A 22767-nucleotide genomic window follows, 5' to 3' on the forward strand; every position below is an offset into this window, starting at 1 on the left:
GGGAGCCGGCGCAGTGGGGGCCGGCGTACCGGACGGTGGCGGGCATGTCGCCGCCTCCCCCGACCAGGCCGGTGCCGCTGGCGGGCGGGCCGAGGCGTGGGGCGGCGCGGTCGTCGAGCTGGCCAGCGCGCCGAGTGAGGCGTGGCTGTCAGTCGCCGCCGGCCGCAAGGGCGGCCTACCGGACGCCGCCCGGCACGTACTCACCGCCGTGGACCAGGTCCGTTTCGCCCACGTGTACGTCGACGGCAGCCTCGTGGCGATCGGCCGGGGCACGGTGACCGGGCAAGGACGCTGGTTGGGCCTCGGCCTGATCGAGGTGCTGCCGGTGGCCCGCCGACAGGGGCTGGCCCGCCGGCTGATCAACGAGTTGGCCGCCTGGGGTGTGTCCGGCGGTGCGACACACGCGTTCCTCCAGGTCGAGCAGCGCAACACAACGGCCATCGCGCTCTATCAGCGGCTCGGCTTCACCACCCACCACACCTATTTGACCCGGTTCGCCCCGAACCCACAACGCTGACCGCCCCCACGAACGACCTCCCGGGCGATGATCCACTCCACTTCCCCGATATGGGGGTATCAGACGCTCCAGACACCGCCACATCGGCGATATGGAGTTGATCGAGCGCGCCTCCGGCGGCCAGCGCGCTTGGCGCGGTCCAGCACGGTCGGCACGGCCCAGCACGGCCAGCGCGGTCAGCACGACCCAGCGCGGTCAGCACGACCCAGCACGGTCAGCGCGACCCAGCACGGTCAGCGCGACCCAGCGCGGTCAGCGCGACCCAGCACGGTCAGCGCGACCCAGCACGGCCAGCGCGACCCAGCACGGTCAGCGGCGGACGACGCGGCGGGGTTTGGCGGCCTTGACCTCGGCGTACCGCTTGAGCTGCCAGGAGCGGTAGTCACGACCGAGGGCGGTGAGCACCAGGTAGCCGATCAACACCCCGGCGCCGGAGGCGAGCAGGTAGAGCCAGATCTGGGCGAAGAACGTCGGCGCACCGCCGGCGAACGGGTTGTGCCCGATCAGCAGAGGCCCGACCAGCACGGTCAGCACCATCGCCACCAGCACCACGAGGGCCATGTCGGCCGCCCAGTCGGCCAGCGGTCGGCGACGCCCCCAGCGGAAGGCGATCACGGCCAGGATCAGCCCGATCACCGCGAACATCGCCAACGACACCCGGTCGGCGGTGGTGTCGTCTCCCTCGAAGCCGAATCGGATGATCAGCCGGGCGACCACGTTGACCGCGAACAGTGCTGCCACGAGCACCCCGACATCACGCCACCGTCTGTCCATCGCTGGGCCTCCTGCCGTACGCCCCGTCGCGGGGCTCCATCCCTGGCAGGAATATCTACCACCCTTACCTGGGTGGCGTCATCAGCCCGAGCGTGGTCGGCGGGGCGAGGATCTGCCGGAAGCCCATCACCGCGAAGGTCATCGCGCCGGCCACGATCATGGCCAGGCCGACCCAGTTGTCGCCGGCGAGCAACAGGTCGCCCTCGCTGGTCCGGATGGCAGCCACCGCCATCAACGCGAACCATGGCACCGCGGGCAGCGCCACCGCCCACCTGCGGCCGACCGCCTCGTAGGCGAACCAGCTCAGCGCGATGTTGGCGCCGACGGCGAGGAGTGCCGACACGCCGATCAGTTGGCCGCCGACGCGGACCGTGGCCAGCAGCAGCTCCAGCACCCCGGTCAGCACTCCGGCGATCACCACGACGATCGCGCCGGCCAGCCGCAGGCCCAGGTCCAGCAGTCGCGGCGGCGGCCCCGCCGGGGGCGGGGCTTCCTGGTCGTCCAGAACCGTCATCGATGCGGGCAGGGTCACCGGAGACCCGCCGCCGCGACCGAGGACCGGTCCGGCGCGGCCCCGACCGGAGACCGGTCCGACGCGGCCCCGACCGAAGACCGGTCCGACGCCTCCCCGACCGAAGACCGGTCCGACGCCGCCCCGACCGAAGACCGGTCCGACACGGTCCCGACCGGGGAACGGTCCGGGGCGGTCTCCTCGGGGAGTCCGGCGAAGAGGTCGTCCTCCCAGCCGTACGGCCCGGCACCCGGGCCCTTCTCGCCGACCGCGAGGGTGAAGAACTCCACGCCCATGAACTCGCCGCCGAAGTTGCCGGCGATCGAGTAGAGCCAGGAGGTGGCCGGGATCTGGGTGGCGTGTGCCCGCATCGCGGCCTCCTTGGCCGTGTGCTGGTCGGTGCCGTCGATCCGGGCGGCGATCTGGGCGTCCGGGGTGCCGAAGGGCAGGTCGGCGATGTCCTTGATGCCGGCGAACGGGTTGTCGGAGGACTCGGCGAAGTGCGTCATGCCAGCTTCCAGCACGCTGAGCGGCATGGCCGTCCAGTAGACCTTCAGCGGGGCGCAGCCCTCGGCGGCGGCCAGCTCGACAGCGCGCATCGCCACCCGGTGTGCCTGGATGTGGTCGGGGTGGCCGTAGAAGCCGTTCGGGTCGTACGTGATCAAAACCTGCGGGCGGACCTCCCGCATGATCTCCACCAGGTGCCCGGCGGCCTCGTCGAGGTCGGCCTGCCAGAAGGCGCGGGGGTGCTCGTTGGTCGCGAGCCCCATCATCCCCGAGTCGCGGTAGCGGCCGGCACCGCCGAGGAAGCGGTGGTCGCTGACGCCGAGCGCCGCGCACGCGGCGGCCAGCTCGGCGATCCGGTACCCGCCGAGCTGGTCGGCCTCGGCGGCGGCGAGCTGGGCCAGCGCGGGTTCGTGGATCTCGCCCTCCTCGCCGAGGGTGCAGGTCACCAGCGTGACGTGCGCGCCGTTAGCGGCGTAGTGCGCCATCGTCGAGCCGGTGCCGATCGACTCGTCGTCGGGGTGCGCGTGGACCAGCAGCAGGCGGCGGTCGGGCAGCATCGTCACGACGGTCACTCTAACTGGCGGTTACGGCCGGCTGGCACTAACGCGTCCGCCCAGGTCGGCCACATCACCTCCGGTACCGCTCTACGATTTGCTGTGTGGACTTTCCGGAGCTGGCCGCCCGCACCCGCCGGTTCAGCCACGGCGCGCCACGCGCTGTCTCCGTGGCTGAGGACGGCGCTCGGGTGATCTTCCTGCGCTCCGCCGGCCCCGAGGATCCGGCGGATGCGCTCTGGCTGCTGGACGTGGCCACCGCCGAGGAGCGTCTGGTCGCCGATCCGGCCAGGCTGTTGGGCGAAGGCGGGGATGTCCGGTCTCTCTCCCCCGGCGAACGCGCGTTGCGCGAGCGGCTACGGCTCAGCGCCGCCGGCATCGGCTCGTACGCGCTGGACGCCGCCGGTCGAATCGCGGTGTTCGCGCTGGCCGGGCGGTTGTTCCGGGCTGATCTGGTGCACGGCGACGTGATTGAGGTGGCCGCTGTCGGCCCGGTTCTGGACCCGCGTCCGGACCCGACCGGGCAGCGCCTGGCGTACGTGACCGACGCGGCCGAGGGTGTGCGCCGGGGCGAGCTACGGGTGATCGACGCCGATGGCACCGACAGTCTGTTGGCCGGCGAGGACGCCGGGGTGAGCTGGGGGTTGGCCGAGCACATCGCGGCTGAGGAGTTCGGCCGGTTCCGGGGCTACTGGTGGGCGCCGGACGGCCGCATGGTGCTCGCCGCCCGGGTCGACGAGTCCCGCCTGGAGCGCTGGCACCTGCACGACCCGGCCGAGCCGGCCAGCCCGCCGACCGCCGTCGCGTACCCCCGGGCTGGTGGGCCGAACGCGGAGGTCAGCCTGCACCTGCTGGACCTCGACGACGGCTGGGTCGACGTGCACTGGGACCGGGAGACCTACCCGTACCTGACCGCGGTGAGCTGGGTCGAGGGCAGCCCGCTGATCACCGTGCTGCGTCGCTCGCAGCAGCACGGGTTGGTGCTGGCGGTGGACCCACGCACGGGTGAGACGCAGGTGCACGCCGAGTTGGCCGATCCGCGTTGGGTCGAACCGATCGCCGGCACGCCGGCGCACCTGCCGGACGGCCGGGTGCTGGTCGGCGGAGAGTTGGCCCACGACGGGTACGACGCCCGGTGCCTGTTCGCGGACGGCACCCTGCTCACCCCGCCGTCGCTGTACGTACGGCGGGTGGTGGGTCGGCTGCCGGCCGCTAGCGGCCCGGCCGACCTGCTGGTGGAGGCGAGCGACGGCGAGCCGAGTGAGCGGCACCTGTTCCGGGTCCGCACCACCATCGGCGGTGGGGTGGACGCACGCCGGGTCACCACCGACTCGGGTTGGTACACCGCCGCCGTGGGCGGTGACGTGCTGGCCGTCGGGGTCGCGTCGCTGGACCACGCCGGGGTGCGGTGGACGGTTCGTCGTGGCGATCAGGACATCGCCGAGCTGCGGTCCTTCGCCGCCAACCCGCCGTACCAACCGCTGCCGCTACTGGAACGGGTGACCGATCGGCGGTTGCCGGCGGCGGTGCTCTACCCCGACAACCACGTCACGGGTCGGCGGCTGCCGGTGCTGTTGGACATCTACGGCGGGCCGGGGCACCAGGAGGTGGTGGCGGCCCGGGCCGCGTGGCTGGAACGGCAGTGGTGGGCCGACGCCGGGTTCGCGGTGGTCACCATCGACAACCGGGGTACGCCGGGGGTGGCCCCGTCGTTCGAGAAGGCGATCCACCGACGGTTGGCCGACGTGATCCTGAGCGACCAGATCGACGCCCTGACCGCGCTCGCCGGCAAGCACCCCGACCTGGACCTGGGTCGGGTGGGGGTGCGCGGCTGGTCGTTCGGCGGGTGGCTGGCCGGGTTGGCGGTGCTGCGTCACCCGGAGCTGTTCCGGTGCGGGATCGCGGGCGCTCCGGTGACCGACTGGACGCTGTACGACACCGCGTACACCGAGCGTTATCTGGGGTTGCCGGAGGACGGCATGGACGTCTACGCGCACCATTCGCTCGTCGAGTTGGCCGCCGAGCCGGTCACCGGCCCGGACCAGGCCCGCCCGTTGCTGCTGGTGCATGGCATGGCTGACGACAACGTGGTGGCCGCGCACACGCTCCGGCTCTCCGCGGCCCTGCTGAGCACCGGCCGCCCGCACGCCGTGCTGCCGCTGACCGGTGCCACGCACCTGGCCGCGAACGGCACCGCCGAGCGCCTGCTCCCGCTGGAGCTGGATTTCCTCCGTACCCATCTGCGGTAAGCAGCATTCGGCGAGTCAGTTCGGCACCCCCAGCCCTATACCGAAAGGGCTCCAGGATTGGTTGCACGCTCCCAAGATCGTGCTCGAACCAGGATCCAGTGGTATCCCGGTGCCACATGGCCACTCAATCCAGGATCGAGCGTGACCTTGGGCGAGGCGAGGCAAGCTGGTCGCGGCGCGGGCAGCTACCGCTGGCCGCGCGCCCAGGGAGGACGGGATGGCAGCCGAGACTGGGCTTTGGCACCCCGAGTAGGGACAATGCGGCGGTGTCGGATTTCACGAAGCCGCTCGGTTACCGCCTCATCACTGGGCCCGATGATGCTGAATTCTGCGCCCGCGTCAGCGGGCTTCTCGATCAGGGCTATCAGCTACATGGGTCGCCGGCGCTGACCTTCGACGGCGACCGCGTCATCGCCGCGCAAGCGTTGGTGCTGCCGCACTCGGCCGTCCCCGAGGCGCCCGTGGGAAGCGCCAGGTAGAGCCGCCCTGGAACTCGACTTTCTCCGTACCCATCTGGGGTGAACCGTCATGCCCGCAGCACCTGGCCGCTGCGGCAGGCTGACGATCACCAACGCTCCACGAGTTGTTCCCGGCCCTGCGGCGGATCGTACGGCTCGGGCCAGTAGTCGATGATCTTGCTGATCAGCCCATGCTCGGACATCTCCAGCCAGACACACGCGTCCTGCTGCTCGTCGCCGACGCGAACGTCGAGTAACAGGGCAGCGAGGCGGCCGTCCGCGATCACCCGTCGCGGCCGCAGGTGCCAGTCGCCCGGATACTCGGTGTTGAACCGCAGGAACGCGTCCTTGCCGCGAATGCGCTCCCGAGTCTGCGGCATCTCGTAGACCACATCATCGGTGAGCAGGGCGGCCAACCCGGACCAGTCGCGGCCCTCCAAAAGATCAACGTAGGCGTGGGCGGTCTGCCGGGCCGTCGAGGTGTCATCCACGGCGCGGACCCTAGCCGCTGCCAGCGACAATCCGGCGAGCCTCGCACATCAGCGTTCCTGCCCGCGCCGATGCCCGCAGCACGCCTCGCGACCTGACGTAGGGCTTGTATCTCAAGCCGCCTGAGATCGTGGTCGCCCGTGGCCAAAACGAGTTGTACGCCATCGGGGATGTCGCCCGGCCGACCGGACCGAGCGTCAGCGCCGCCGGGCGTACCCCACCTTCGCTGATCTCCGGCGACGCCGGGACGGTGAATCTTGGACAGCGGCAAGCGACGGTGATCTTGGCGGGTCCACATCAGCGAGGCCGATGAACGGATACGGTACGGCGGACGCTGACGTGATCGGCCGTCGCAGGTTCTCAGGGGCGTGCGTCGTATTGGACCCGGGCCTCGAAGACGCGATCCATGTGTGTCTCCGCCCAGTTCTTGATCGCGACCATGACCGGGAACAGCTCATGGCCGAGCGGGGTGAGCGCGTAGTCGACCCGGACCGGCACCGAGGCGGTGACCGTGCGGGTGACCAGGCCGTCGCGCTCCAACGTGCGCAGGGTCTGGGTGAGCATCTTCTGGCTGACGCCGGCGATGCGGTGGGCGAGCTCGCTGTGCCGCTGCGGGCCGCTGGCGAGCGCTGGGATCACCAGGGCGACCCACTTGTCGGTGAGCCTGCTCAGCAGCTCACGGGTCGGGCAACCATCCAGGAACGCATCGTAGTCGCGTTTGGCCTGCTCACGGCGCTGGGCCGCACTCGTCGTCGCCATCTTCTCTCCTCCGGTGCCCTAGGCACTTTACGGTACCTACTTTCTCTCAGTGCCGACGATTCGTACGGTCGTGGTGATCACGAAATCCCACGAAGGAGACGGCGATGCGCGCAGTCAGCTATGCAGAGTTCGGAGGGCCGGAGGTCCTGCACGTGGCCGAGGTGCCGGTGCCCGAGCCCGGGCCGGGGCAGGTCCGGGTACGGGTGGCGGCGTCAGTCGTACATCCGGTCGATCTGATGGTCCGCGCCGGCCGGTTCCCGGCCCCCTTGCCGACCGGCCTGCCGTACACGCCCGGCTGGGACGTTGCCGGCAGCGTCGACGCGGTCGGCCCAGCGGTCGAGGAGTTCACGATCGGCGACGAGGTCATCGGCTTCTCGCCGTGGCTGCAGACCACGGCCGGCGCCCACGCGGAGTACGTGGTCCTCGACGCCGCCTGGCTGACCTCCGCGCCCGCCAGCGTCCCCGCCACCGAGGCGGCGACCCTGCCGACCAATGGCCTCGCCGCCGCCCAGGCCCTTGACCTGCTCGCGCTCCCGGCGGGCTCGACAGTGCTCGTCACCGACGCCGCCGGGCAGGTCGGTGGGTTCGTTCTGGCGCTGGCCCGGGCGGCCGGCCTCCACGCCACGGGACTCGCCGGGGTCGACGACCGCGAGTTCGTCGAGTCGCTGGGCGCGGCGTTCCTGTCGCGCACCGACGATCCGACGGGGACGTTCGACGCGGTCATCGACCTGGCGGTGATCGGGCCCTCGCTGCTGGACCTCGTCCGCGATGGCGGCGGCTACGTGGCCGCGTCACCCCCGCTTCGCCCGGAGCCGGTGCGGGGAATCCGGACCTTCGCGCTCGAGGTGCAACCGGACGGCTCCCGGCTGGGCGAACTGGTCAAACTCGTCACCAGCGGCGACCTCCCACTCCGGGTCGCCGACGTGTACCCCTTCGCCGACGCGGCGGCCGCCCACGACCGGCTGGCCCAAGGCGGCGTACGCGGCGGCGTGGTGATCGTCCCCTGATCCGCTACGAAAGCTCGGCCGTCGCGCTCCACCGCGGGTGTCCGCCCTACCGGCTTCCTGATTGGCGATCCGTCGGTGGGGTGGGCTCGCCTGGTTGGGTCTGCCCGACGGCGTGGCGCAGTGCGCTGACGAAGGCCGTGGTCGCGGGTGGATCCGGCGGTTCGCCGTAGGTGGCCAGGTAGACGTGCCGCCGGAAGTCGCGCAGGACGCTGGCCTCGATTCCGGGCGCGTGGTGGGTACGCAGTGCCAGCCCCGGCATGGTGGTCACGCCCATGCCGGCAGCGACCAGTGCCTGCTGGACGATGATGTCGTCGCTGGTGTAGGCGATGGGCGGGACGAAGCCGGCCCGATCGCAGGCCTCAAGGAACTCGCGGCGGCAGTTCTCGCAGCCCGCGATCCAGGCGGAGTCGCGGTTGCCGGCCAGTGTCTGGCCGGGTTCGAGGCTGAGCAGGTACATCGGATCGTCGAACAGATGGGTGGCGCGAATGTCGTCCGGGGTCGTGTCGTCGTAGCGGAAGACGACAGCGACGTCGACCTGTCCGGCCCGCAGCAGGTCGAGTGCCACGCGCGGGTGGGCCTCGGTCAGCTGCAGTTCGATGCCCGGGTGCTCGCGGCGCAGGGTGCCCGCGGCGTGCGGCACCAGCGCGGCGAGCGCCGACTGGAAGCCGGCGACCCGGACGCGGCCGGTGCGCAGGCCCACCATCGCCGACAGTTCCGCGGCGGCGGCGTCGACCCGGCCGAGGATCTCGGTGGCGCGGCGGGCGAGGTGCTCGCCCTCCGGGGTGAGCCGGATGCCCCGGCCGACCCGCTGGACGAGCCGGGCCCCGGTCTCGGCCTCCAGCCTGGCCAGATGATGACTGACGGCGGGCTGGGAGTAGTTCAGGTGCTTGGCGGCCCTGGTGACCGATCCCTGCGCGGCGATCGCCGCGAGAACCCGTAACCGCAGGATGTCCAGCATTCATAGAGGATACGCATGGGTTCGCCCAACTATCGTCATTAGACGAATGAGTCGGCGCGCGGGAGGCTGAGCGGGACAGACCCCCTGCGTGAAGGAGGAGCGGCCATGATCCGGTCACCGGCGACGCTCACCGATCTCGCTGCGGCCGTGCGCCAGGCGGTCGACGTGCGGACCGGCTGGACGGACACCGCAGAACGGGTCGCCGACCAACTCCGCGCGCATCTGCCCGGCCCCGAGATCCTGACGCCCGATCAGCGTCTCGGCCAGCCCGACCGGGTGGCGGGCCACCTGCTGCACGCCGAGCCCGACGGGGCGTTCTCCATCCTCGGCCTGGTCTGGCGCCCCGGGCAGACCACCCGGATCCACGACCACATCACCTGGTGCGTCGTTGGCGTGCTGTCAGGCATCGAGCACGAGGAACTGTTCGACGACGCGCTCAACCCCATTGGCACACGGGACAACCCACCCGGCGAGGTCAGCGGCTTCGCGCCGCCCGGCGACATCCACCGCATCCGCAACGTCGGCGACGAGACCGCCATCAGCTTGCACATCTACGGCACCGACATCACCCGCGTCGGGTCCAGCGCCCGCCGCTACTACAACTGAGGAACTTGAACCATGGACCAGGACGCCATCGATGAGGTACTGAACCGTCCACTCAGCCAGGAACTACTGGCCCGTGACCTGGCCAGGCTGGCCTTCATCGCGCTGGACGGCACCCCGCGGGCAATCCCGATCGGAATCGTCTGGAACGGCACGGAAATCGTCATGTGCACCGCGACGAACGCGCGGAAGCTCCCGGCGTTGCGCCGCAATCCCGCGGTCGCGCTGACGATCGACACCGAGTCGCATCCGCCGAAGGTTCTGCTCATCCGAGGTCAGGCGGAGCTGGATGTCGTCGAGGGCATCCCGGACGAGTACTACCAGTGGAACGGCACGTACCAGATGACGCCCGAGCAACGGGCCGAGTGGGAGGAGGGCGTGAAGTCGCTCTACGAGGGCATGGTCCGGGTCCTGGTGAAGCCAACCTGGGTCAAGCTGATCGACTTCGAGACGACCATGCCCACCGCCATCGAGGAGCTCATGCAGCAACAGCAGGAACGCCAACGCACCTGAACGCGCAGACGCACCGCCGCACGGCAAGGGTCCCCTTCCGACGACGCCGTCGGAAGGGGACCCAGCAGCGCCTGGTGCGACGCCGATGCCCACCCACAAGTAGCCGATGAGCGGGTGGTGGTCGTGATGTCACTGGGTACCGGTGCGGCCCATCATGGCGAACCCAGTCGGTGAGGCGAGCGGAGCTGCCGATGAGCGAAAGCCGCTAGCAGAGCGGAGTGTTGGAGCCGGGTGGACGGCCATCGACGCACAGGTCGCTGAGGGCGAAGGCGAGTCGGGCTGCAAGAGCCGCATCGGCGAGCGTGAGTTCTGCGATCAGCGCGGCTGTCGCCGCGGTGAGGGCACGGGTGAGTTCAGCTTCGTCGAGCGCGCGTACCAGGGTGGTGTTCAGCGGCGCGGTCACCTCCGAGGGAAGCAGGTGGGCACCTTTCGCATGGCTCGTAGGGTGACCGAGGCGCAGGCAGGCCAGGGCGAGAACCTGGCCGCGTAGGGCGCTTATCCACTGCTCGGCCTGCCACCAGCGGTGTCGTCGGATGCATGTCCACGCGTGCAGGGCATGGTGCCATCCCAACCCGACCAGGGTCCGCCGACAGGGGGACGGGTCTTCCTTTGCATGTGCGGGATGCCCGAAGACGGTGCGCCAGTTCGGGCCATGCGGACCGAACTCCGCAGCCGGGGTGAACCCGATGTCCACTTCGAGCATCTCGGGAAGCAGGAACACCCGATACACCGACGAGCCGGACGGTAAGTCCCAGTGATGAACGGCGGCGAAGTCACGGTAGAGCAGTTCGGTCCAGCGGCGCATCGCTGAATCCAGCGGTCCTTCGATGCCGAACGCCACGTCAATGTCCGACCATCGGTCGCCGCCGCTGACGGCGTGGGATCCGGTGATGGCGGCCCCGACGACGGCGGGGTCTCCTTCGGCCAAACCGAGCAACCGCTCTCGGATCGAGTCACGCTCGCCGACGGAGAACACCGCGCCACCCTATCGCCTCATTTCCAGTGACATGTGCACTAACTGACGGCCGCAACACATCCTCTTCTGGCCGCAGGTCGCACGGCGTGGAACGCGGCTGCCCGGCGGGTGGCGAGACGCGATCATGCCGAAGAAGCAGTGCAACCGATCTTGCTTGAACGGCAAGGGCCTCAACGGCCCGAGGCGCGCGGACGCAGCGAGGGCTGACAACCTTCGACGGTGGTAGCACAAGTGCTACCGTAGGGCGTATGCATGAAGTTGGACTGCGCGAGATGCGGCAGAACGCCAGTGACCTGGTGCGTCGTGCGCAATCGGGTGAACGCGTGACGATCACTGTCGCCGGCCGCCCGGCGGCCGTACTCGGCCCGGTCAGTCCTCGAACCTGGCGCGAATGGGACGATCTGGCCGGCCTGTTCGACCAACCCACCGACCCAGGGTGGGCAGGCGATCGGGACCTCCTCGACGACACTGTCACGGATCCGTGGGTTGAGCGGTGAGCCGCGGCATCCTCGACACCAGCGTCCTCATCGCTACGGACGTAACCCCGATTCCTGGCGAACTGGCCATCAGCGTCGCCAGCCTTGCCGAACTTCAGTTCGGTGTCCTGGTCGCGAAGACCGCCGAAGCGAGGGCGCTCCGCTTGTCGCGGCTGAGCGCCATCCAACGCCGATTTGATCCGCTTCCCATCGACGACGTCATCGCCGACAGCTACGCACGATTGGCCGCACGCGTCGTAGAGATCGGCCGCCAGCCGCGAGCCAGAGTTATGGACCTCCTCATCGCCGCAACCGCACACGCGCATGACGCCGCCATCTACACCCGCAACGCCGACGACCTAGCAGGCCTCGAAGACCTCATCACGATCCACACGATCTGACAGCGTCCCGCCGAGCCGGTCAGATGAAGCGGCAGGGCCGCACCAGGTGACCCGTGCAGCAGAAGCAGAAGGGCCTCCTCCCGACGACGCTGTCGGGAGGAGGCCCTTGCCTGCGGTGTGACTTACGGCTTGACGTACGCGTTCACGAACGACGCGTAGCCGAAGACGCTGGAGATGAAGACCCCGCCGGCCTTGGACCCGTGCACGTTGTAGGCCACGTCGACGAAGAGCGGCACCACCGGGGCGTACTCCTTCATGATCCGCTCGTCGAGCTTGGCCCACTCGGGGCCCTGCTCGGCCGCGGACATCGCCTGGATGCGGTCCATCTCGGCGTTGATTGTCGGGTCGTTGAAGTAGGACTGGTTGCTGTTGCCCTCGGCCTTGATGGAACGGCCGTCGTAGAGCACCGGCAGGATCGACGCCCCGCTGGGCCAGTCCGCCGCCCAGTTACCGATGTACAGGTCCCAGGGGTTGTCCTTCTTCTTGATCTCGTCGAGCTTCGCGTCGTCGGAGATGTTCCGCAGCGTGATCTTGAAACCGGCCCGCTCCAGGTTGGCCTTGAGCTGGGCGCCCTGCTGCTGCTCGGTCGAGTTGTCGGCGACACCGAGGACCAGCTCGGGCGTCTTCCCGCCGAGCAGTTCCTTGGCCTTGTCGACGTTGCCGTTCGGTCCCGCCGGGTACGCCTCGTACGCCTTGTAGCCGATGGTGGCCGGCGGCATCAGGGTGGTCAGCGGCGCGGCGACGGTCTGCCCGCCCATCGCCTTGATGAAGCCCTCGCGGTCGATGGCGTAGTTGAGTGCCTGGCGGACCTTCAGGTCGGTGACCCGCTGGTTGTTGATCACGAGCTGGTTGGCGCTCGGGGTCGGCGAGAGGATCGTCCGCGACTTGAGCGCGGCGTCCCCGGCCACCTTGGCGACCAGCGAGGCCGGCACGAAGTTGAAGGCGAGTGCGCTCTGGTCGGCGCCGTTGTCGGCGATCACCCGGTTGTTGGCGGCGTCCGCGGTCGGGCCGAAGCTCCACACGAACTGGTCCGGGTACTGGTGCCGGACCGGGTCGGTGTTCGCGTCCCAGTTGGGGTTGCGGTCCAGGGTGATCTGCACGCCGACCTGGTTCTTGGCGACCTTGTAGGGGCCGGACGAGAACGGCTGCTTGTCCAGGTCGACGCCGGTGTCCTTGTCGGCGGGCAGCGGCGCGGTGGTCGGCAGCGAGACCGCGAACGGCAGGTCACAGCGGGGCTTGGCGAACTCGAAGCGCAGCGTCTTGGCGTCCGGCGCGGACAGGCCGGGCGGCAGCGACGTCTTGTTCTTCTTGAAGTCCCACTTGGTGTCGAACTGCGGGGTGTCGGCCAGCCACTCCTGGAGGTAGGTGGGGCCGCCGGAGAGGTCCGGGTCGAAGGAACGGGCGATGCCGTACGCGATCTCCTTGGAGGTGATCGGCCGGCCGTCCTCGAACTTCACCCCGTCCTTGATCGTGAATTCCCAGACCTTGCAGTCGTTGTTGACGTTCTTGCCCGGGGTCTCGGCCAGGTCACCGACGAGGACCAGGCCGCCCTTGCCGTCGTCCTTCCAGGTGGTCAGGTAGCGCGCGAAGAGCGGGTTGGTCATCAGACCGGCGAACGAGTACGTCCGCTGCGGGTCGAGGTGGGAGATCGGCGACTCCCGGATGATGGTGAAGGTGCCACCCTTCTGGGCGCCGCTCACCTCGGCCGCCGGGCCCTGCGAGTCCTTGGGGTCGGTCGCGATGACCCCGGTCTGCTGCCGTTCGGTGTCGACCGTGGTGCCCTCGCCCGTGTTCTTCGAGCACGCACCCAATGCCACAACCAGAGCTATCGCGCCGCCTGCGGCAACCGCCACGCGTGGTCGCATGAAGTACCCCCTTCACCCATGTGCCGTGCGGTTCGTCGGAGCGAGAAACCGCCGACGTCCCGAGGATCGTAAGGAAGAAAACCTGCAAGTTGTGTAACAGTTGTCGATAAATTTCGCCACGGTCGGCGGGCCGGACACCCGGCTGCTCAGCGCAGCCGTACCCGGGGGTCGATCGCCGCGTAGAGCAGGTCCACCAGCACGTTCGCCAGCACCACGAAGACGGCCGCGATCAGCACGGTGGCCATGATGGTGGGCAGGTCACCCGAGCGCACCGCGTCCACCGCCGTACGCCCCAACCCCTGGATACCGAACGTCGTCTCGGTGATCACCGTGCCACCCAGCGCCCCGCCCACGTCGAGGCCGGCGATGGTCACCACCGGCGTGATCGCCGCGCGCAGCGCGTGCCGCCCGTACACCTTGGGTTTGGCCAGGCCCTTGGCCCGTGCGGTTCGGACGAAGTCCTCCGACAGCGTCTCCAACATCTGCGCCCGGGACAGCCGGGCGTAGATGGCCGAGAAGAGGAAGGCCAACGCCACCCAGGCGAGGACCAGCCCACTGGCCCACTTCGCCGGGTTGTCGAACAGGGACGTGTAGCTGGGCACCGGCAGCAGTCGCAGGTTGTAGACGAACACCAGCAGCAGCACCGCACCCACGAAGTAGAGCTGCAACGAGGCGCCGGTCAGCGAGAAGCCGATGGCGGCCCGGTCCACCCAGGTGCCTCGGCGCAACGCGGACACCATGCCCAGCCCCACCCCGAGCAGCAACCAGAGGATGGCCGCCGGGATCACGATGCTCAGCGTCACCGGCAGCACCCGGGCGATGGTGTCCGAGACAGCCTCGTTGCTGACGTACGACCAGCCCAGGCAGGGCGCGTCGCACCGGCCGCCCTGAGCGCTGCCCAGGTCCCGTCCGGTGACGATGCCCTTCATGTAACCGGCGTACTGGCTGACCAGCGGGTCGTTCAGGCCCAGATCGTCGCGGACCCGCTCCAACCGCTCCGGGCTGCAGTTCTTCGGGCACATGCCGCTGACCGGGTCGCGCGGCAGGGCGAAGAACATCAGGAAGGTCAGCACGCTCACCGCGAACAGGGTCAGCGTGGCCGAGAAGAGCCGCTTGATCAGAAATCGCGACATGGTTGACCCCCTACCGGGACGACTTCGGATCGAGCGCGTCCCGCAACGCGTCGCCGAAGAGGTTGAAGGCGAACACCAGCGCGAAGATCATGATGCCCGGGAAGAACACGTACGCCGGGTCGGTCTGGAGGAAGTCCAGACTGTCGTAGATCATCCGGCCGAAACTCGGCGTCTCGTCGCTGAGGCCCACGCCGATGAACGAGAGCGCCGCCTCGCTGGTGATGAACTGTGGCACCGCCAGCGAGAACGAGACCAGGATCGGCGCCCAGATGTTCGGCAGCAGTTGCCGGAAGAGCATGTGCGCCAGCCCGGCGCCGCTGGCCTTGGCCGCCTCCACGAACTCGCGCTCGCGCAGCGCGATCACCTGCCCACGGACCAGCCGCGCCGTGCTGGTCCACCCGAAGATGGCGAAGACGGCGATCAACACGCCCACCCCGAAGGCCGCCGACACCTGCCCCCGCTCGCCGTAGAAGCGCAGCGTCACCGTGGGGGTGAGCGCCAAGGCGATGATCAGGAACGGCATGGCCAGCGTCAGGTCGGTGATCCAGTTGATCACCGCGTCGAACCAGCCGCCCAGGTAGCCGGCGAGGGCACCGAGCACCACGCCGATCGTCGCGGTGATCAGGGCCGCGGCGAACGCGATGAAGAGCGAGGTCCGCAGCCCGTAGATCAGCCGGATGAAGATGTCCCGACCCAGCCCCGGCTCCAGACCGAACCAGTGGTCCCCGGTCACACCGCCGGCGTAACCCAGTGGCATGCCGAAGCCGTCCAACAGGTTTTGGAACTGCTCCCGCGGGCCGATCCCGTAGACCATCTCGATCAGCGGGGCGGCCAGCGCCAGCAGCATGAAGAAGATCAGCAGTACGCCGCTGACCTTGGCCGTACGGTCGCGGCGCAGCCGGAGCCAGGCGAGCTGACCCGGTGAGCGGCCGACGACACCCTTCGCGGCAGGCGCGCTCGCGTCCGGGTCGGACTCGATCTCGGCCAGCGCCACACCCTCCACCGGAGACAGGCTCACGACGGCACCTCCTCGACGCTCGTCTCGGCCCCGCGACCCGCCGGTTCGCCGCCGCTCACGGCGGCCTCCGCCACCAGGCCGGCGTCGGCTGGTTCCGGGCTCGTGCTGGCCGCTTCCCCTTCGGGGCTCGTACTGGCCGCTTCCCCTTCGGGGCTCGTGCTGGCCGATTCCCCTTCGGGGAAGTGACACGCGGTGGCCTGGTTGCCGCCGTCGCGGGGGACCAGCGCCGGCTCATCGGTGGCACAGATGTCCTGCGCCTTCCAGCAGCGGGTGCGGAACCGGCAGCCCGACGGCGGGTCGAGCGGGGTGGGCACGTCACCGGTCAACCGGATCCGACCCGCCGGGCCGAGCTTCGTGACGTCCGGGATCGCCGAGAGCAGCGCCCGGGTGTACGGGTGCTGGGGGCGCTCGTAGATGTCCGCCCGGTCGCCGATCTCCACGATCCGGCCCAGGTACATCACCGCGACCCGCTGGCAGAAGTGCCGGACCACGGCCAGGTCGTGCGCGATGAACACGAACGCCAGGCCAAGCTCCCGTTGCAGGTCACGCAGCAGGTTGACGACCTGCGCCTGGATCGAGACGTCCAGCGCGGAGACCGGCTCATCGGCGACGATGAGCTTGGGTCGCAGGGCGAGCGCGCGGGCGATGCCGATGCGCTGACGCTGGCCGCCAGAGAACTCGTGCGGGTACCGGTTGTAGTGCTCCGGGTTCAACCCGACCAGTTCCAGCAACTCCTGCACCCGGGCCTTGATCCCACCCGGCGGCTTGATCCCGTTGACCTGCAACGGCATCGCCACGATCCGGCCGACCGTGTGCCGGGGGTTCAACGAGGCGTACGGGTCCTGGAAGATGATCTGCAGATCCTGACGCAGCGGGCGCAACTCCCGACGACCGACGTGCGTGATGTCCTGCCCGGCGAACTCGATGCTGCCGCTGGTCGGCTCCAGCAACCGCACCAGCATCCGGCCGGTGGTGGTCTTGCCGCAGCCCGACTCCCCCACCAGGCCGAGCGTCTCGCCCGGGCGCACATCGAAGTCGAGCCCGTCCACCGCCCGCACCAGGCCGGTGGCGCGCAGCCCCTGGCGTACCGGGAAATGCTTGCTCAGGCCGCGGACCCGCAGCAACGGCGCATCGGTCATCGGGCCACCCCCACGGATGCGATGTCCTCGGCGTAGAGCGCGGCACGCTCCGCAGCGCCCAGATGACAGGCGACCAGGTGGCCGGTTGCCTCGGCCAAGCCCGCCGCGTCGGTTGCGTCGGCCGCGTCGACGGGGCGCAGCGCGGGTACCTCGCTCTGGGACCGGCCGCCGGTGCGGTCCGCGTACCGGCAGCGTGGGTGGAACGCGCAGCCAGGCGGCAGGTTGATCAGGCTGGGCGGGTTACCCCGGATCGGCAACAGGTCCGCGTCCGCGTCGCCGTGCAGCGACGGCACGCTGGAGAGCAACCCCCAGGTGTACGGGTGCTGCGGCGCGCGGAGCACCTGCTCCACGCTGCCCCGCTCGACGGCACGCCCGCCGTACATGACCAGCACCTCGTCGGCGACCTGGCCAACCACGCCGAGGTCGTGGGTGATCAGGATGATCGCGGAGTGGAACTCGGCCTGCAGGTCGGCGAGCAGGTCCAGGATCTGCGCCTGCACGGTGACGTCCAGTGCGGTGGTCGGCTCGTCCGCGATCAGCAAAGCCGGGTCGTTGACCAGGGACATCGCGATCATCGCCCGTTGCCGCATACCGCCGGAGAACTCGTGCGGGTACTGGTCGAAGCGACGCGCCGGCTGCGGAATGCCGACCCGGTCGAGCATGTCGATCGCTCGCTGGCGGGCCGCGCGCCGGCTGGCCTTCGGGTGGTGCACCCGGTACGCCTCGGCGATCTGCCGGCCCACCGTGTAGTAGGGGTGCAGTGCCGACAGTGGATCCTGGAAGATCATCGCCATGTCCCGACCGCGCAGCCGACGTACCTCCTCGTCGGCGAGGCCGACCACCTGCCGGCCACCGACGGAGATCTCCCCGGTGATGGTGGTCCGCTTGGGATCGTGCAGGCCGAGGATGGCCAACGAGGTGACGCTCTTGCCGGAGCCGGACTCACCGACGATGCCGAGGGTGCGGCCCCGTTCGACGGCGAACGACACCCCGTCGACCGCGCGCACCACGCCGTCCTCGGTGTCGAACCGGACCCGCAGGTCGCTCACCCGCAGGTAGGCGTCCTCGTTGGCGCGCTGCGCCGGCACGGTGGGATGGTCGTCCGGCTTCCCGGACGGCGCCGGATCCGAGCTGTCCACGGCGGCCTCCCTCAGTGACGAAGAGAACTTACAACAAAGTCCCGAGGGTGAAAATAAGCTACAAGGTCGGCACCTGTCAGCGTGCCCGAGCGTAACGAGTCAGCATCGGCCTCGCATCCCCCGCCACCTCCCCCAGCAGGGCCATTCATGGCAGTGATCGCACGTCAGGTGCGACCATGGTGTCGGCAGTACCGGGAGGATTCCCGCCGGCACGACGTGGAGGTGACGATGCCCGCGGCGGTGTTCAACCACGAAGGCCCGTGGACCGAAGAGGATTACCTCGCCCTCGGCGAGACGCAGCAACGCGTCGAACTTTTCGACGGGAGCCTTCACGTGACCCCAGCCCCCACCCCCCGGCACCAGAACATCTCCGGCGAACTACGCGCGGCGCTCCGTACTCCTGCTCGTGACGCCGGACTACACGTGCTGGAAGCGGTGAACGTCCGCCTCAGGCCCGGCCGGATCCCCATCCCCGACCTCGTGATCACCGGTCCGATCGACTTCGACGAACTCAACGTCGAGGCGAGTGACGTACGGCTGGTATGCGAGATCATTTCGCCGAGCAACGCGTCGACGGACAAGGTGCTCAAGATGCATTATTACGCCGCCGCCGGGATCGAGTGGTACCTGCTGGTGGAGCAGGGGAACGGCACGCTGCATCTCTACCGCCGGCAGGGCAGCCACTACACCGAGCAGTCCGTGACCAGGCCGGGAGATCTGCTCATACTCACCGAGCCGGTGAAGGCCAGCATTCGGCCGGAGGAGTTGCTTCCCTGACGGAGGCGGCCGGCTGCCCTAGGGTCGGTCGCATGACCGAGTTCGACGCGGCTTCCACCGCCGTCCAAGCCGCCCTCGATGCGGGCGCACGGTACGCCGATGCCCGGGTGATGCATCGTCGCTACGAGTCGATGACCGCGCGCAACGGGGATGTGGAAGAGCTGACCCAGGACGAGAGCATCGGGCTCGGTGTCCGGGCGCTGGTCGGGGCGAGTTGGGGCTTCTACGCCGTACCCGATCTCTCGGACGCTGCCGCCCGCGACGCCGGCCGACGTGCGGCACGGACGGCGATGGCCAGCGCGCGGGTGCCCGGCCCATCGGTCGACCTGGTGCCGGTCGAGGCGGTCACCGCCAGTTGGGCCTCCGGTTGTGAGATCGATCCGCTCGGGGTGCCCCTGTCGGACAAGGGTGACCTGCTGGTCGGCGCTACTCGCACGATGGCCGAGCACGGCGCGGACCTGGCCGAGGGCCTGTACCAGATCTGGGACACGGCAAAGTGGTTCGTCTCCAGCGAGGGGCACCGGATCGACCAGCGGATCCGGGAGTGCGGCGGCGGCATCTCCGCCACCTCCATCGGTGCCGGCGAGACGCAGCGCCGGTCCTGGCCGAGCTACCGAGGGCAGTACGGCACCACCGGCTGGGAGTTGGTCGAGTCGCTCGACCTGGCCGCGCACGCCGCGCAGATCGCCGAGGAGTCCAGGGCGCTGCTCACCGCACCGCCCTGCCCGGCCGGCGAGACCGATCTGATCCTCGGCGGCGAACAGTTGGCCCTGCAGATCCACGAGTCGGTCGGTCACGCCATCGAGCTGGATCGGATCCTCGGCTGGGAGGCCGCGTTCGCCGGTACGTCCTGGCTGGACCTGGCCCAGCTCGGCTCGCTGCGCTACGGCTCCGAGCTGATGAACATCACCATCGACCCGACGATCCCGGGCGCGCTGGGCAGCTTCGGTTTCGACGACGAGGGCTCCCCGGCGGTCAAGCGGGACGCGGTCCGCGACGGCCGCTGGGTGGGTGTGCTCGCCGGGCGGGATTCCGCCGCCATGGCCAGCCTGGACTACGGCGGCAGCGTACGGGCCGACGGGTGGGCCCGGTTGCCGATGGTGCGGATGACCAACGTCGGTCTGGAACCCGGCCCGCACACTCTGGACGAGATCATCGCTGCGACCGACGACGGTGTGCTGATGGACCTCAACCGGTCCTGGTCGATCGACGACAAGCGACTCAACTTCCAGTTCGGCTGCGAGGTCGGCTGGGAGATCAAGAAGGGTCGGCGAGGGCGGATGCTGCGCAATCCCACGTACACCGGAATCGGCCCGCTCTTCTGGCGGTCGATGGACATGCTGTCCAGCGAGACGGTCTCCTGGGGCACGCCCAACTGCGGCAAGGGCCAGCCCGGCCAGACCGGGCACACCGGCCACCCGGCCGCGCCGGCCCGGTTCAGGAACGTCCGGGTAGGAGTTTCGGCGTGAGCGGGCCTACCGAATTGGAGCTGGCTGGGCAGGTCATCGAGCTGGTCCGGCGCCTCGGCGGCCCGACCGCGCAGGCCGAGGCGGTGGTGACGCGCGCGGATCTGGCGTTGACCCGGTTCGCCAACTCGGCCATCCACCAGAACGTCGCCGAGTCGACCGTCGGAGTTCGGCTCCGGCTGCACGTCGACGGTCGGACGGCCGCGGGCAGCGCAAGCGTGGTCACCGCCGACGGCCTGCGCGCGCTGGTGGAGCGCACCCTGACCGCGGCGCGGCTCTGCCCGCCCGACCCGGGCTGGCCGGGGCTGGCACCGCCCGCGCCCACACCGGACGCTCCGGGAGTCGACGAGGCCACCGCGTACGCCGAGCCGGATCAGCGGGCCGACCGGGTCGGAGCGTTCGTGGCCGCCGCCGGGGGCCTCAGCACGGCGGGATACTGCCGCACCGCACACCGCTCGTCGGCGTTCGCCAACTCGGCCGGGCACACCGCGCAGGGCCGCTCCGCGGAGGCGGCGATGGACGGCATCGCCCGGCGCGACGGCGCGGACGGGGTGGCCCGCCGCTACGCCGACCGGCTCTCCGACCTCGACGGCGCCGAGTTGGGCGCGCAGGCGGCGGCGAAGGCGCGAGCGGCGGTCGACCCGGTCGAGCTGCCGCCGGGGCGCTACGAGGTGGTGTTCGAGCCGGCCGCCGTGGCGGACCTGCTGCAGAACCTCTCCTGGTACGGCTTCAACGGCAAGCGGTACGCCGAGCGGCAGTCGTTCGCCGAGCCGGGGACGGCCCAGTTCGACTCGACGGTGACCCTGGTGGACGACCCGCTGGGCTCGTCGGGTCTACCGTTCGACGCCGAAGGCACCGGTCGACGGGCGCTGACCCTGGTCGAGGCGGGCACCACCCGCGCGGTGACACACGACCGGCGGACGGCCGCCGAGGCGGGCGCGGAGTCCACCGGGCACGCCACCGCGGGTGCGGCCACCTGGGGTCCGATGCCCCGCAACCTGCGCCTCTCCGGCGCTGCGGCTGGCCCGGCCAGCCCGGTTGGCCGGAGCACCACCGGCACGGCGGCCGGTGCGGTGGTCGACACGGACACCGCGGCGCTGGTCGCTGGCGTACGCCGAGGGTTGTTGGTCAGCGATCTCTGGTACACCCGGGTGCTGGACCCGAAGAGCCTCGTCGTCACCGGGTTGACCCGCAACGGTGTCTGGCTGATCGAGGACGGCACCGTCGTGCGGGCGGTACGCGACCTGCGGTTCACCGAGTCGTACCCGCGGGCTCTCGGGCCCGGGGCGGTGCTCGGGCTGGGCGCGCGGGAGGTGCGCCAACCGGACCGGGTGGACGGTGTGTGGTGGGCTGCGCCCTCGCTGCGACTGGCGTCCTGGCACTTCACCGGAGGTGCTTCCGGCTGACCGGGGTGACGTTTCTCGACGAACGCCATCGACCGGCGTGCCGACGGCTTTTCCGCAGGCCAGACACACGGGACGCTCCCTTGCGCGGACGGCTCGCAGAGATCGGCGTAACGTGTGTCACTTAGCTGCGTCGGTCGATCCGGCGCAGTCGTTGGTGTGCGCATGACGTGGCAGCGGGTGCGGGTTCGCCGGTCCGCGTGCCGACCGGAGAAAGAGCAGCCCGCCCGTACGGGCCCGTCGAGGAGACGACTCGAATGACTTCAACGGCAACGAGGCCGCGGGGAGCGCGGGCGCGCGCCGCCATCGCGGCGAAGACGTTGCGTACCGACCGCTGGTGGTTCGCCCCGCTGATCACCGTGATCGGGCTCAGCGCCTGGGTCGCGTACGCGACGGTCCGGGTCTTCCAGCACGACAACTACTGGGTGGACGCGTACCACTACCTGACCCCGTTCTACTCCCCGTGCGTGACCGACCGGTGCGTCGAGGCAGCCTCGCACTTCGGCCGGTTCCTGCCCGGTTGGTGGGTCATCCCGGATGCCGCGCTGACCCTGCCGTTCCTGCTGCTGTTCCGGCTCACCTGCTACTACTACCGCAAGGCCTACTACCGGTCGTTCTGGCTGTCGCCGCCGGCCTGCGCCGTGCCGGACGGTCACAAGGAGTACGCCGGTGAGACCCGCTTCCCGCTGCTCGGTCAGAACCTGCACCGCTACTTCTTCTACGCCGCGGCGATCATCTCGCTGATCAACACCTGGGACGCGATCCTCGCCTTCCACTCGCCGAAGGGCTTCGGCTTCGGGCTGGGCAACATCATCCTGCTGGTCAACGTGGTGGCGCTCTGGGCGTACACGATCTCCTGCCACTCGTGCCGGCACATCATCGGTGGCCGGCTCAAGCACTTCTCCAAGCACCCGGTGCGGTACCGGGCCTGGACGTTCGTCTCGGCCCTGAACGTCCGGCACATGCAGCTCGCCTGGATCACCCTCGGCACCCTGGCGCTGGCCGACTTCTACATCATGGCGCTCGCGGCCGAGTGGTTCTCCGACCTGCGGTTCATCAACTAAAGGGCCCCTGA

The 22767-nt window shown here is 69.9% G+C and carries 24 protein-coding genes; 12 read left to right on the plus strand and 12 right to left on the minus strand.

Annotation, left to right across the window (positions count from 1 at the left end; genetic code table 11):
* On the plus strand, window positions 1-517 hold a 517-nt coding region (locus C7C45_RS10965), incomplete at its 5' end, for a GNAT family N-acetyltransferase (RefSeq protein WP_146247306.1).
* Window positions 518-826: 309 nt separating this feature from the next.
* Here C7C45_RS10965 and C7C45_RS10970 read toward each other — a convergent pair.
* The 3 genes from C7C45_RS10970 to mshB all read right to left on the minus strand — a co-directional run bounded on the left by C7C45_RS10970 (window position 827) and on the right by mshB (window position 2881).
* Entirely contained in the window at window positions 827-1291 is a 465-nt protein-coding gene (locus C7C45_RS10970) for a hypothetical protein (RefSeq protein WP_110563519.1), read from the minus strand.
* 64 nt (window positions 1292-1355) lie between these two features.
* On the minus strand, window positions 1356-1805 hold the full coding sequence (locus C7C45_RS10975) for a hypothetical protein (RefSeq protein WP_244200327.1): 450 nt from the start codon (window positions 1803-1805) through the stop codon (window positions 1356-1358).
* 14 nt (window positions 1806-1819) lie between these two features.
* A complete protein-coding gene (mshB, locus tag C7C45_RS10980) occupies window positions 1820-2881 on the minus strand; it encodes an N-acetyl-1-D-myo-inositol-2-amino-2-deoxy-alpha-D-glucopyranoside deacetylase (RefSeq protein ID WP_110563520.1) in 1062 nt (353 codons plus the stop codon).
* Window positions 2882-2967: 86 nt separating this feature from the next.
* Between mshB and C7C45_RS10985 the strand changes: the two genes are divergently transcribed.
* Window positions 2968-5112: a S9 family peptidase gene (locus tag C7C45_RS10985; RefSeq protein WP_110563521.1), complete on the plus strand. Its 2145-nt coding sequence runs from the start codon at window positions 2968-2970 to the stop codon at window positions 5110-5112.
* Between the two features lie 266 nt (window positions 5113-5378).
* Complete coding sequence (locus tag C7C45_RS34930) at window positions 5379-5591, plus strand: DUF1737 domain-containing protein (protein WP_244200328.1); 213 nt, start codon at window positions 5379-5381, stop codon at window positions 5589-5591.
* An 86-nt stretch (window positions 5592-5677) separates the two neighbouring features.
* On the opposite strand, the gene C7C45_RS10995 is transcribed toward C7C45_RS34930, so the two are convergent.
* The gene (locus C7C45_RS10995) at window positions 5678-6091 is read right to left on the minus strand and encodes a nuclear transport factor 2 family protein (protein WP_110563523.1); all 414 of its coding nucleotides are present in this window, start codon (window positions 6089-6091) and stop codon (window positions 5678-5680) included.
* A 328-nt stretch (window positions 6092-6419) separates the two neighbouring features.
* Window positions 6420-6818, minus strand: a complete 399-nt coding sequence (locus C7C45_RS11000) for a winged helix-turn-helix transcriptional regulator (RefSeq protein ID WP_110563524.1) — start codon at window positions 6816-6818, stop codon at window positions 6420-6422.
* Window positions 6819-6922: 104 nt separating this feature from the next.
* Here C7C45_RS11000 and C7C45_RS11005 point away from each other — a divergent pair, with 104 nt between their 5' ends.
* The gene (locus C7C45_RS11005) at window positions 6923-7825 is read left to right on the plus strand and encodes an NADP-dependent oxidoreductase (protein WP_110563525.1); all 903 of its coding nucleotides are present in this window, start codon (window positions 6923-6925) and stop codon (window positions 7823-7825) included.
* A 46-nt stretch (window positions 7826-7871) separates the two neighbouring features.
* On the opposite strand, the gene C7C45_RS11010 is transcribed toward C7C45_RS11005, so the two are convergent.
* A complete protein-coding gene (locus C7C45_RS11010; RefSeq protein ID WP_110563526.1) occupies window positions 7872-8783 on the minus strand; it encodes a LysR family transcriptional regulator in 912 nt (303 codons plus the stop codon).
* Between the two features lie 105 nt (window positions 8784-8888).
* Between C7C45_RS11010 and C7C45_RS11015 the strand changes: the two genes are divergently transcribed.
* Both C7C45_RS11015 and C7C45_RS11020 read left to right on the plus strand, forming a co-directional pair.
* Window positions 8889-9389 (plus strand): cysteine dioxygenase family protein, encoded by a 501-nt coding sequence (locus C7C45_RS11015; protein WP_110563527.1) that lies wholly within the window; start codon window positions 8889-8891, stop codon window positions 9387-9389.
* Between the two features lie 12 nt (window positions 9390-9401).
* Window positions 9402-9899: a pyridoxamine 5'-phosphate oxidase family protein gene (locus C7C45_RS11020; RefSeq protein WP_110563528.1), complete on the plus strand. Its 498-nt coding sequence runs from the start codon at window positions 9402-9404 to the stop codon at window positions 9897-9899.
* 205 nt (window positions 9900-10104) lie between these two features.
* Here C7C45_RS11020 and C7C45_RS11025 read toward each other — a convergent pair whose 3' ends face one another.
* Window positions 10105-10875 (minus strand): hypothetical protein, encoded by a 771-nt coding sequence (locus tag C7C45_RS11025; RefSeq protein ID WP_110563529.1) that lies wholly within the window; start codon window positions 10873-10875, stop codon window positions 10105-10107.
* Window positions 10876-11123: 248 nt separating this feature from the next.
* On the opposite strand from C7C45_RS11025, the gene C7C45_RS11030 reads away from it, so the two are divergent.
* The gene (locus C7C45_RS11030; protein WP_110563530.1) at window positions 11124-11372 is read left to right on the plus strand and encodes a type II toxin-antitoxin system Phd/YefM family antitoxin; all 249 of its coding nucleotides are present in this window, start codon (window positions 11124-11126) and stop codon (window positions 11370-11372) included.
* Window positions 11369-11752 carry a PIN domain-containing protein gene (locus tag C7C45_RS11035; protein ID WP_110563531.1) on the plus strand — a complete coding sequence of 128 codons (384 nt, stop codon included), beginning with the start codon at window positions 11369-11371 and terminating at the stop codon, window positions 11750-11752. Before C7C45_RS11030 ends, C7C45_RS11035 begins: the two co-directional genes overlap by 4 nt.
* Before the next feature lie 122 nt (window positions 11753-11874).
* Here the strand turns inward: C7C45_RS11035 and C7C45_RS11040 are convergent, their stop codons facing one another.
* The 5 genes from C7C45_RS11040 to C7C45_RS11060 all read right to left on the minus strand — a co-directional run bounded on the left by C7C45_RS11040 (window position 11875) and on the right by C7C45_RS11060 (window position 17995).
* Window positions 11875-13617 (minus strand): ABC transporter substrate-binding protein, encoded by a 1743-nt coding sequence (locus tag C7C45_RS11040; protein WP_110563532.1) that lies wholly within the window; start codon window positions 13615-13617, stop codon window positions 11875-11877.
* A 146-nt stretch (window positions 13618-13763) separates the two neighbouring features.
* The gene (locus C7C45_RS11045; RefSeq protein ID WP_110563533.1) at window positions 13764-14750 is read right to left on the minus strand and encodes an ABC transporter permease; all 987 of its coding nucleotides are present in this window, start codon (window positions 14748-14750) and stop codon (window positions 13764-13766) included.
* Between the two features lie 10 nt (window positions 14751-14760).
* Entirely contained in the window at window positions 14761-15768 is a 1008-nt protein-coding gene (locus tag C7C45_RS11050; protein WP_110563534.1) for an ABC transporter permease, read from the minus strand.
* Complete coding sequence (locus tag C7C45_RS11055; protein ID WP_167454698.1) at window positions 15765-16907, minus strand: ABC transporter ATP-binding protein; 1143 nt, start codon at window positions 16905-16907, stop codon at window positions 15765-15767. The genes C7C45_RS11050 and C7C45_RS11055 overlap by 4 nt, the downstream gene beginning before the upstream one ends.
* Entirely contained in the window at window positions 16904-17995 is a 1092-nt protein-coding gene (locus C7C45_RS11060; RefSeq protein ID WP_208641129.1) for an ABC transporter ATP-binding protein, read from the minus strand. Before C7C45_RS11060 ends, C7C45_RS11055 begins: the two co-directional genes overlap by 4 nt.
* Window positions 17996-18274: 279 nt before the next feature.
* Between C7C45_RS11060 and C7C45_RS11065 the strand changes: the two genes are divergently transcribed.
* The 4 genes from C7C45_RS11065 to C7C45_RS11080 all read left to right on the plus strand — a co-directional run bounded on the left by C7C45_RS11065 (window position 18275) and on the right by C7C45_RS11080 (window position 22756).
* Window positions 18275-18823, plus strand: a complete 549-nt coding sequence (locus tag C7C45_RS11065; protein WP_110563605.1) for a Uma2 family endonuclease — start codon at window positions 18275-18277, stop codon at window positions 18821-18823.
* Window positions 18824-18855: 32 nt separating this feature from the next.
* The gene (locus C7C45_RS11070) at window positions 18856-20292 is read left to right on the plus strand and encodes a TldD/PmbA family protein (protein WP_110563536.1); all 1437 of its coding nucleotides are present in this window, start codon (window positions 18856-18858) and stop codon (window positions 20290-20292) included.
* Window positions 20289-21695: a TldD/PmbA family protein gene (locus C7C45_RS11075; RefSeq protein ID WP_110563537.1), complete on the plus strand. Its 1407-nt coding sequence runs from the start codon at window positions 20289-20291 to the stop codon at window positions 21693-21695. The genes C7C45_RS11070 and C7C45_RS11075 overlap by 4 nt, the downstream gene beginning before the upstream one ends.
* Window positions 21696-21949: 254 nt before the next feature.
* Window positions 21950-22756 (plus strand): hypothetical protein, encoded by an 807-nt coding sequence (locus tag C7C45_RS11080; protein ID WP_110563538.1) that lies wholly within the window; start codon window positions 21950-21952, stop codon window positions 22754-22756.
* Window positions 22757-22767: the final 11 nt, after the last annotated feature.

Origin of the sequence: Micromonospora arborensis, assembly GCF_003205615.1 — a bacterium.
In the GTDB taxonomy this organism is placed as follows: domain Bacteria; phylum Actinomycetota; class Actinomycetes; order Mycobacteriales; family Micromonosporaceae; genus Micromonospora; species Micromonospora arborensis.

Coding starts and splice junctions, on each gene's coding strand:
- C7C45_RS10970 (WP_110563519.1), bottom strand. CDS start 1,291: ATGGACAGACGGTGGCGTGATGTCGGGGTGCTCGTGGCAGCACTGTTC.
- C7C45_RS10975 (WP_244200327.1), bottom strand. CDS start 1,805: ATGACGGTTCTGGACGACCAGGAAGCCCCGCCCCCGGCGGGGCCGCCG.
- C7C45_RS11000 (WP_110563524.1), bottom strand. CDS start 6,818: ATGGCGACGACGAGTGCGGCCCAGCGCCGTGAGCAGGCCAAACGCGAC.
- C7C45_RS11005 (WP_110563525.1), top strand. CDS start 6,923: ATGCGCGCAGTCAGCTATGCAGAGTTCGGAGGGCCGGAGGTCCTGCAC.
- C7C45_RS11010 (WP_110563526.1), bottom strand. CDS start 8,783: ATGCTGGACATCCTGCGGTTACGGGTTCTCGCGGCGATCGCCGCGCAG.
- C7C45_RS11015 (WP_110563527.1), top strand. CDS start 8,889: ATGATCCGGTCACCGGCGACGCTCACCGATCTCGCTGCGGCCGTGCGC.
- C7C45_RS11020 (WP_110563528.1), top strand. CDS start 9,402: ATGGACCAGGACGCCATCGATGAGGTACTGAACCGTCCACTCAGCCAG.
- C7C45_RS11030 (WP_110563530.1), top strand. CDS start 11,124: ATGCATGAAGTTGGACTGCGCGAGATGCGGCAGAACGCCAGTGACCTG.
- C7C45_RS11040 (WP_110563532.1), bottom strand. CDS start 13,617: ATGCGACCACGCGTGGCGGTTGCCGCAGGCGGCGCGATAGCTCTGGTT.
- C7C45_RS11045 (WP_110563533.1), bottom strand. CDS start 14,750: ATGTCGCGATTTCTGATCAAGCGGCTCTTCTCGGCCACGCTGACCCTG.
- C7C45_RS11055 (WP_167454698.1), bottom strand. CDS start 16,907: ATGACCGATGCGCCGTTGCTGCGGGTCCGCGGCCTGAGCAAGCATTTC.
- C7C45_RS11065 (WP_110563605.1), top strand. CDS start 18,275: ATGCCCGCGGCGGTGTTCAACCACGAAGGCCCGTGGACCGAAGAGGAT.
- C7C45_RS11070 (WP_110563536.1), top strand. CDS start 18,856: ATGACCGAGTTCGACGCGGCTTCCACCGCCGTCCAAGCCGCCCTCGAT.
- C7C45_RS11080 (WP_110563538.1), top strand. CDS start 21,950: ATGACTTCAACGGCAACGAGGCCGCGGGGAGCGCGGGCGCGCGCCGCC.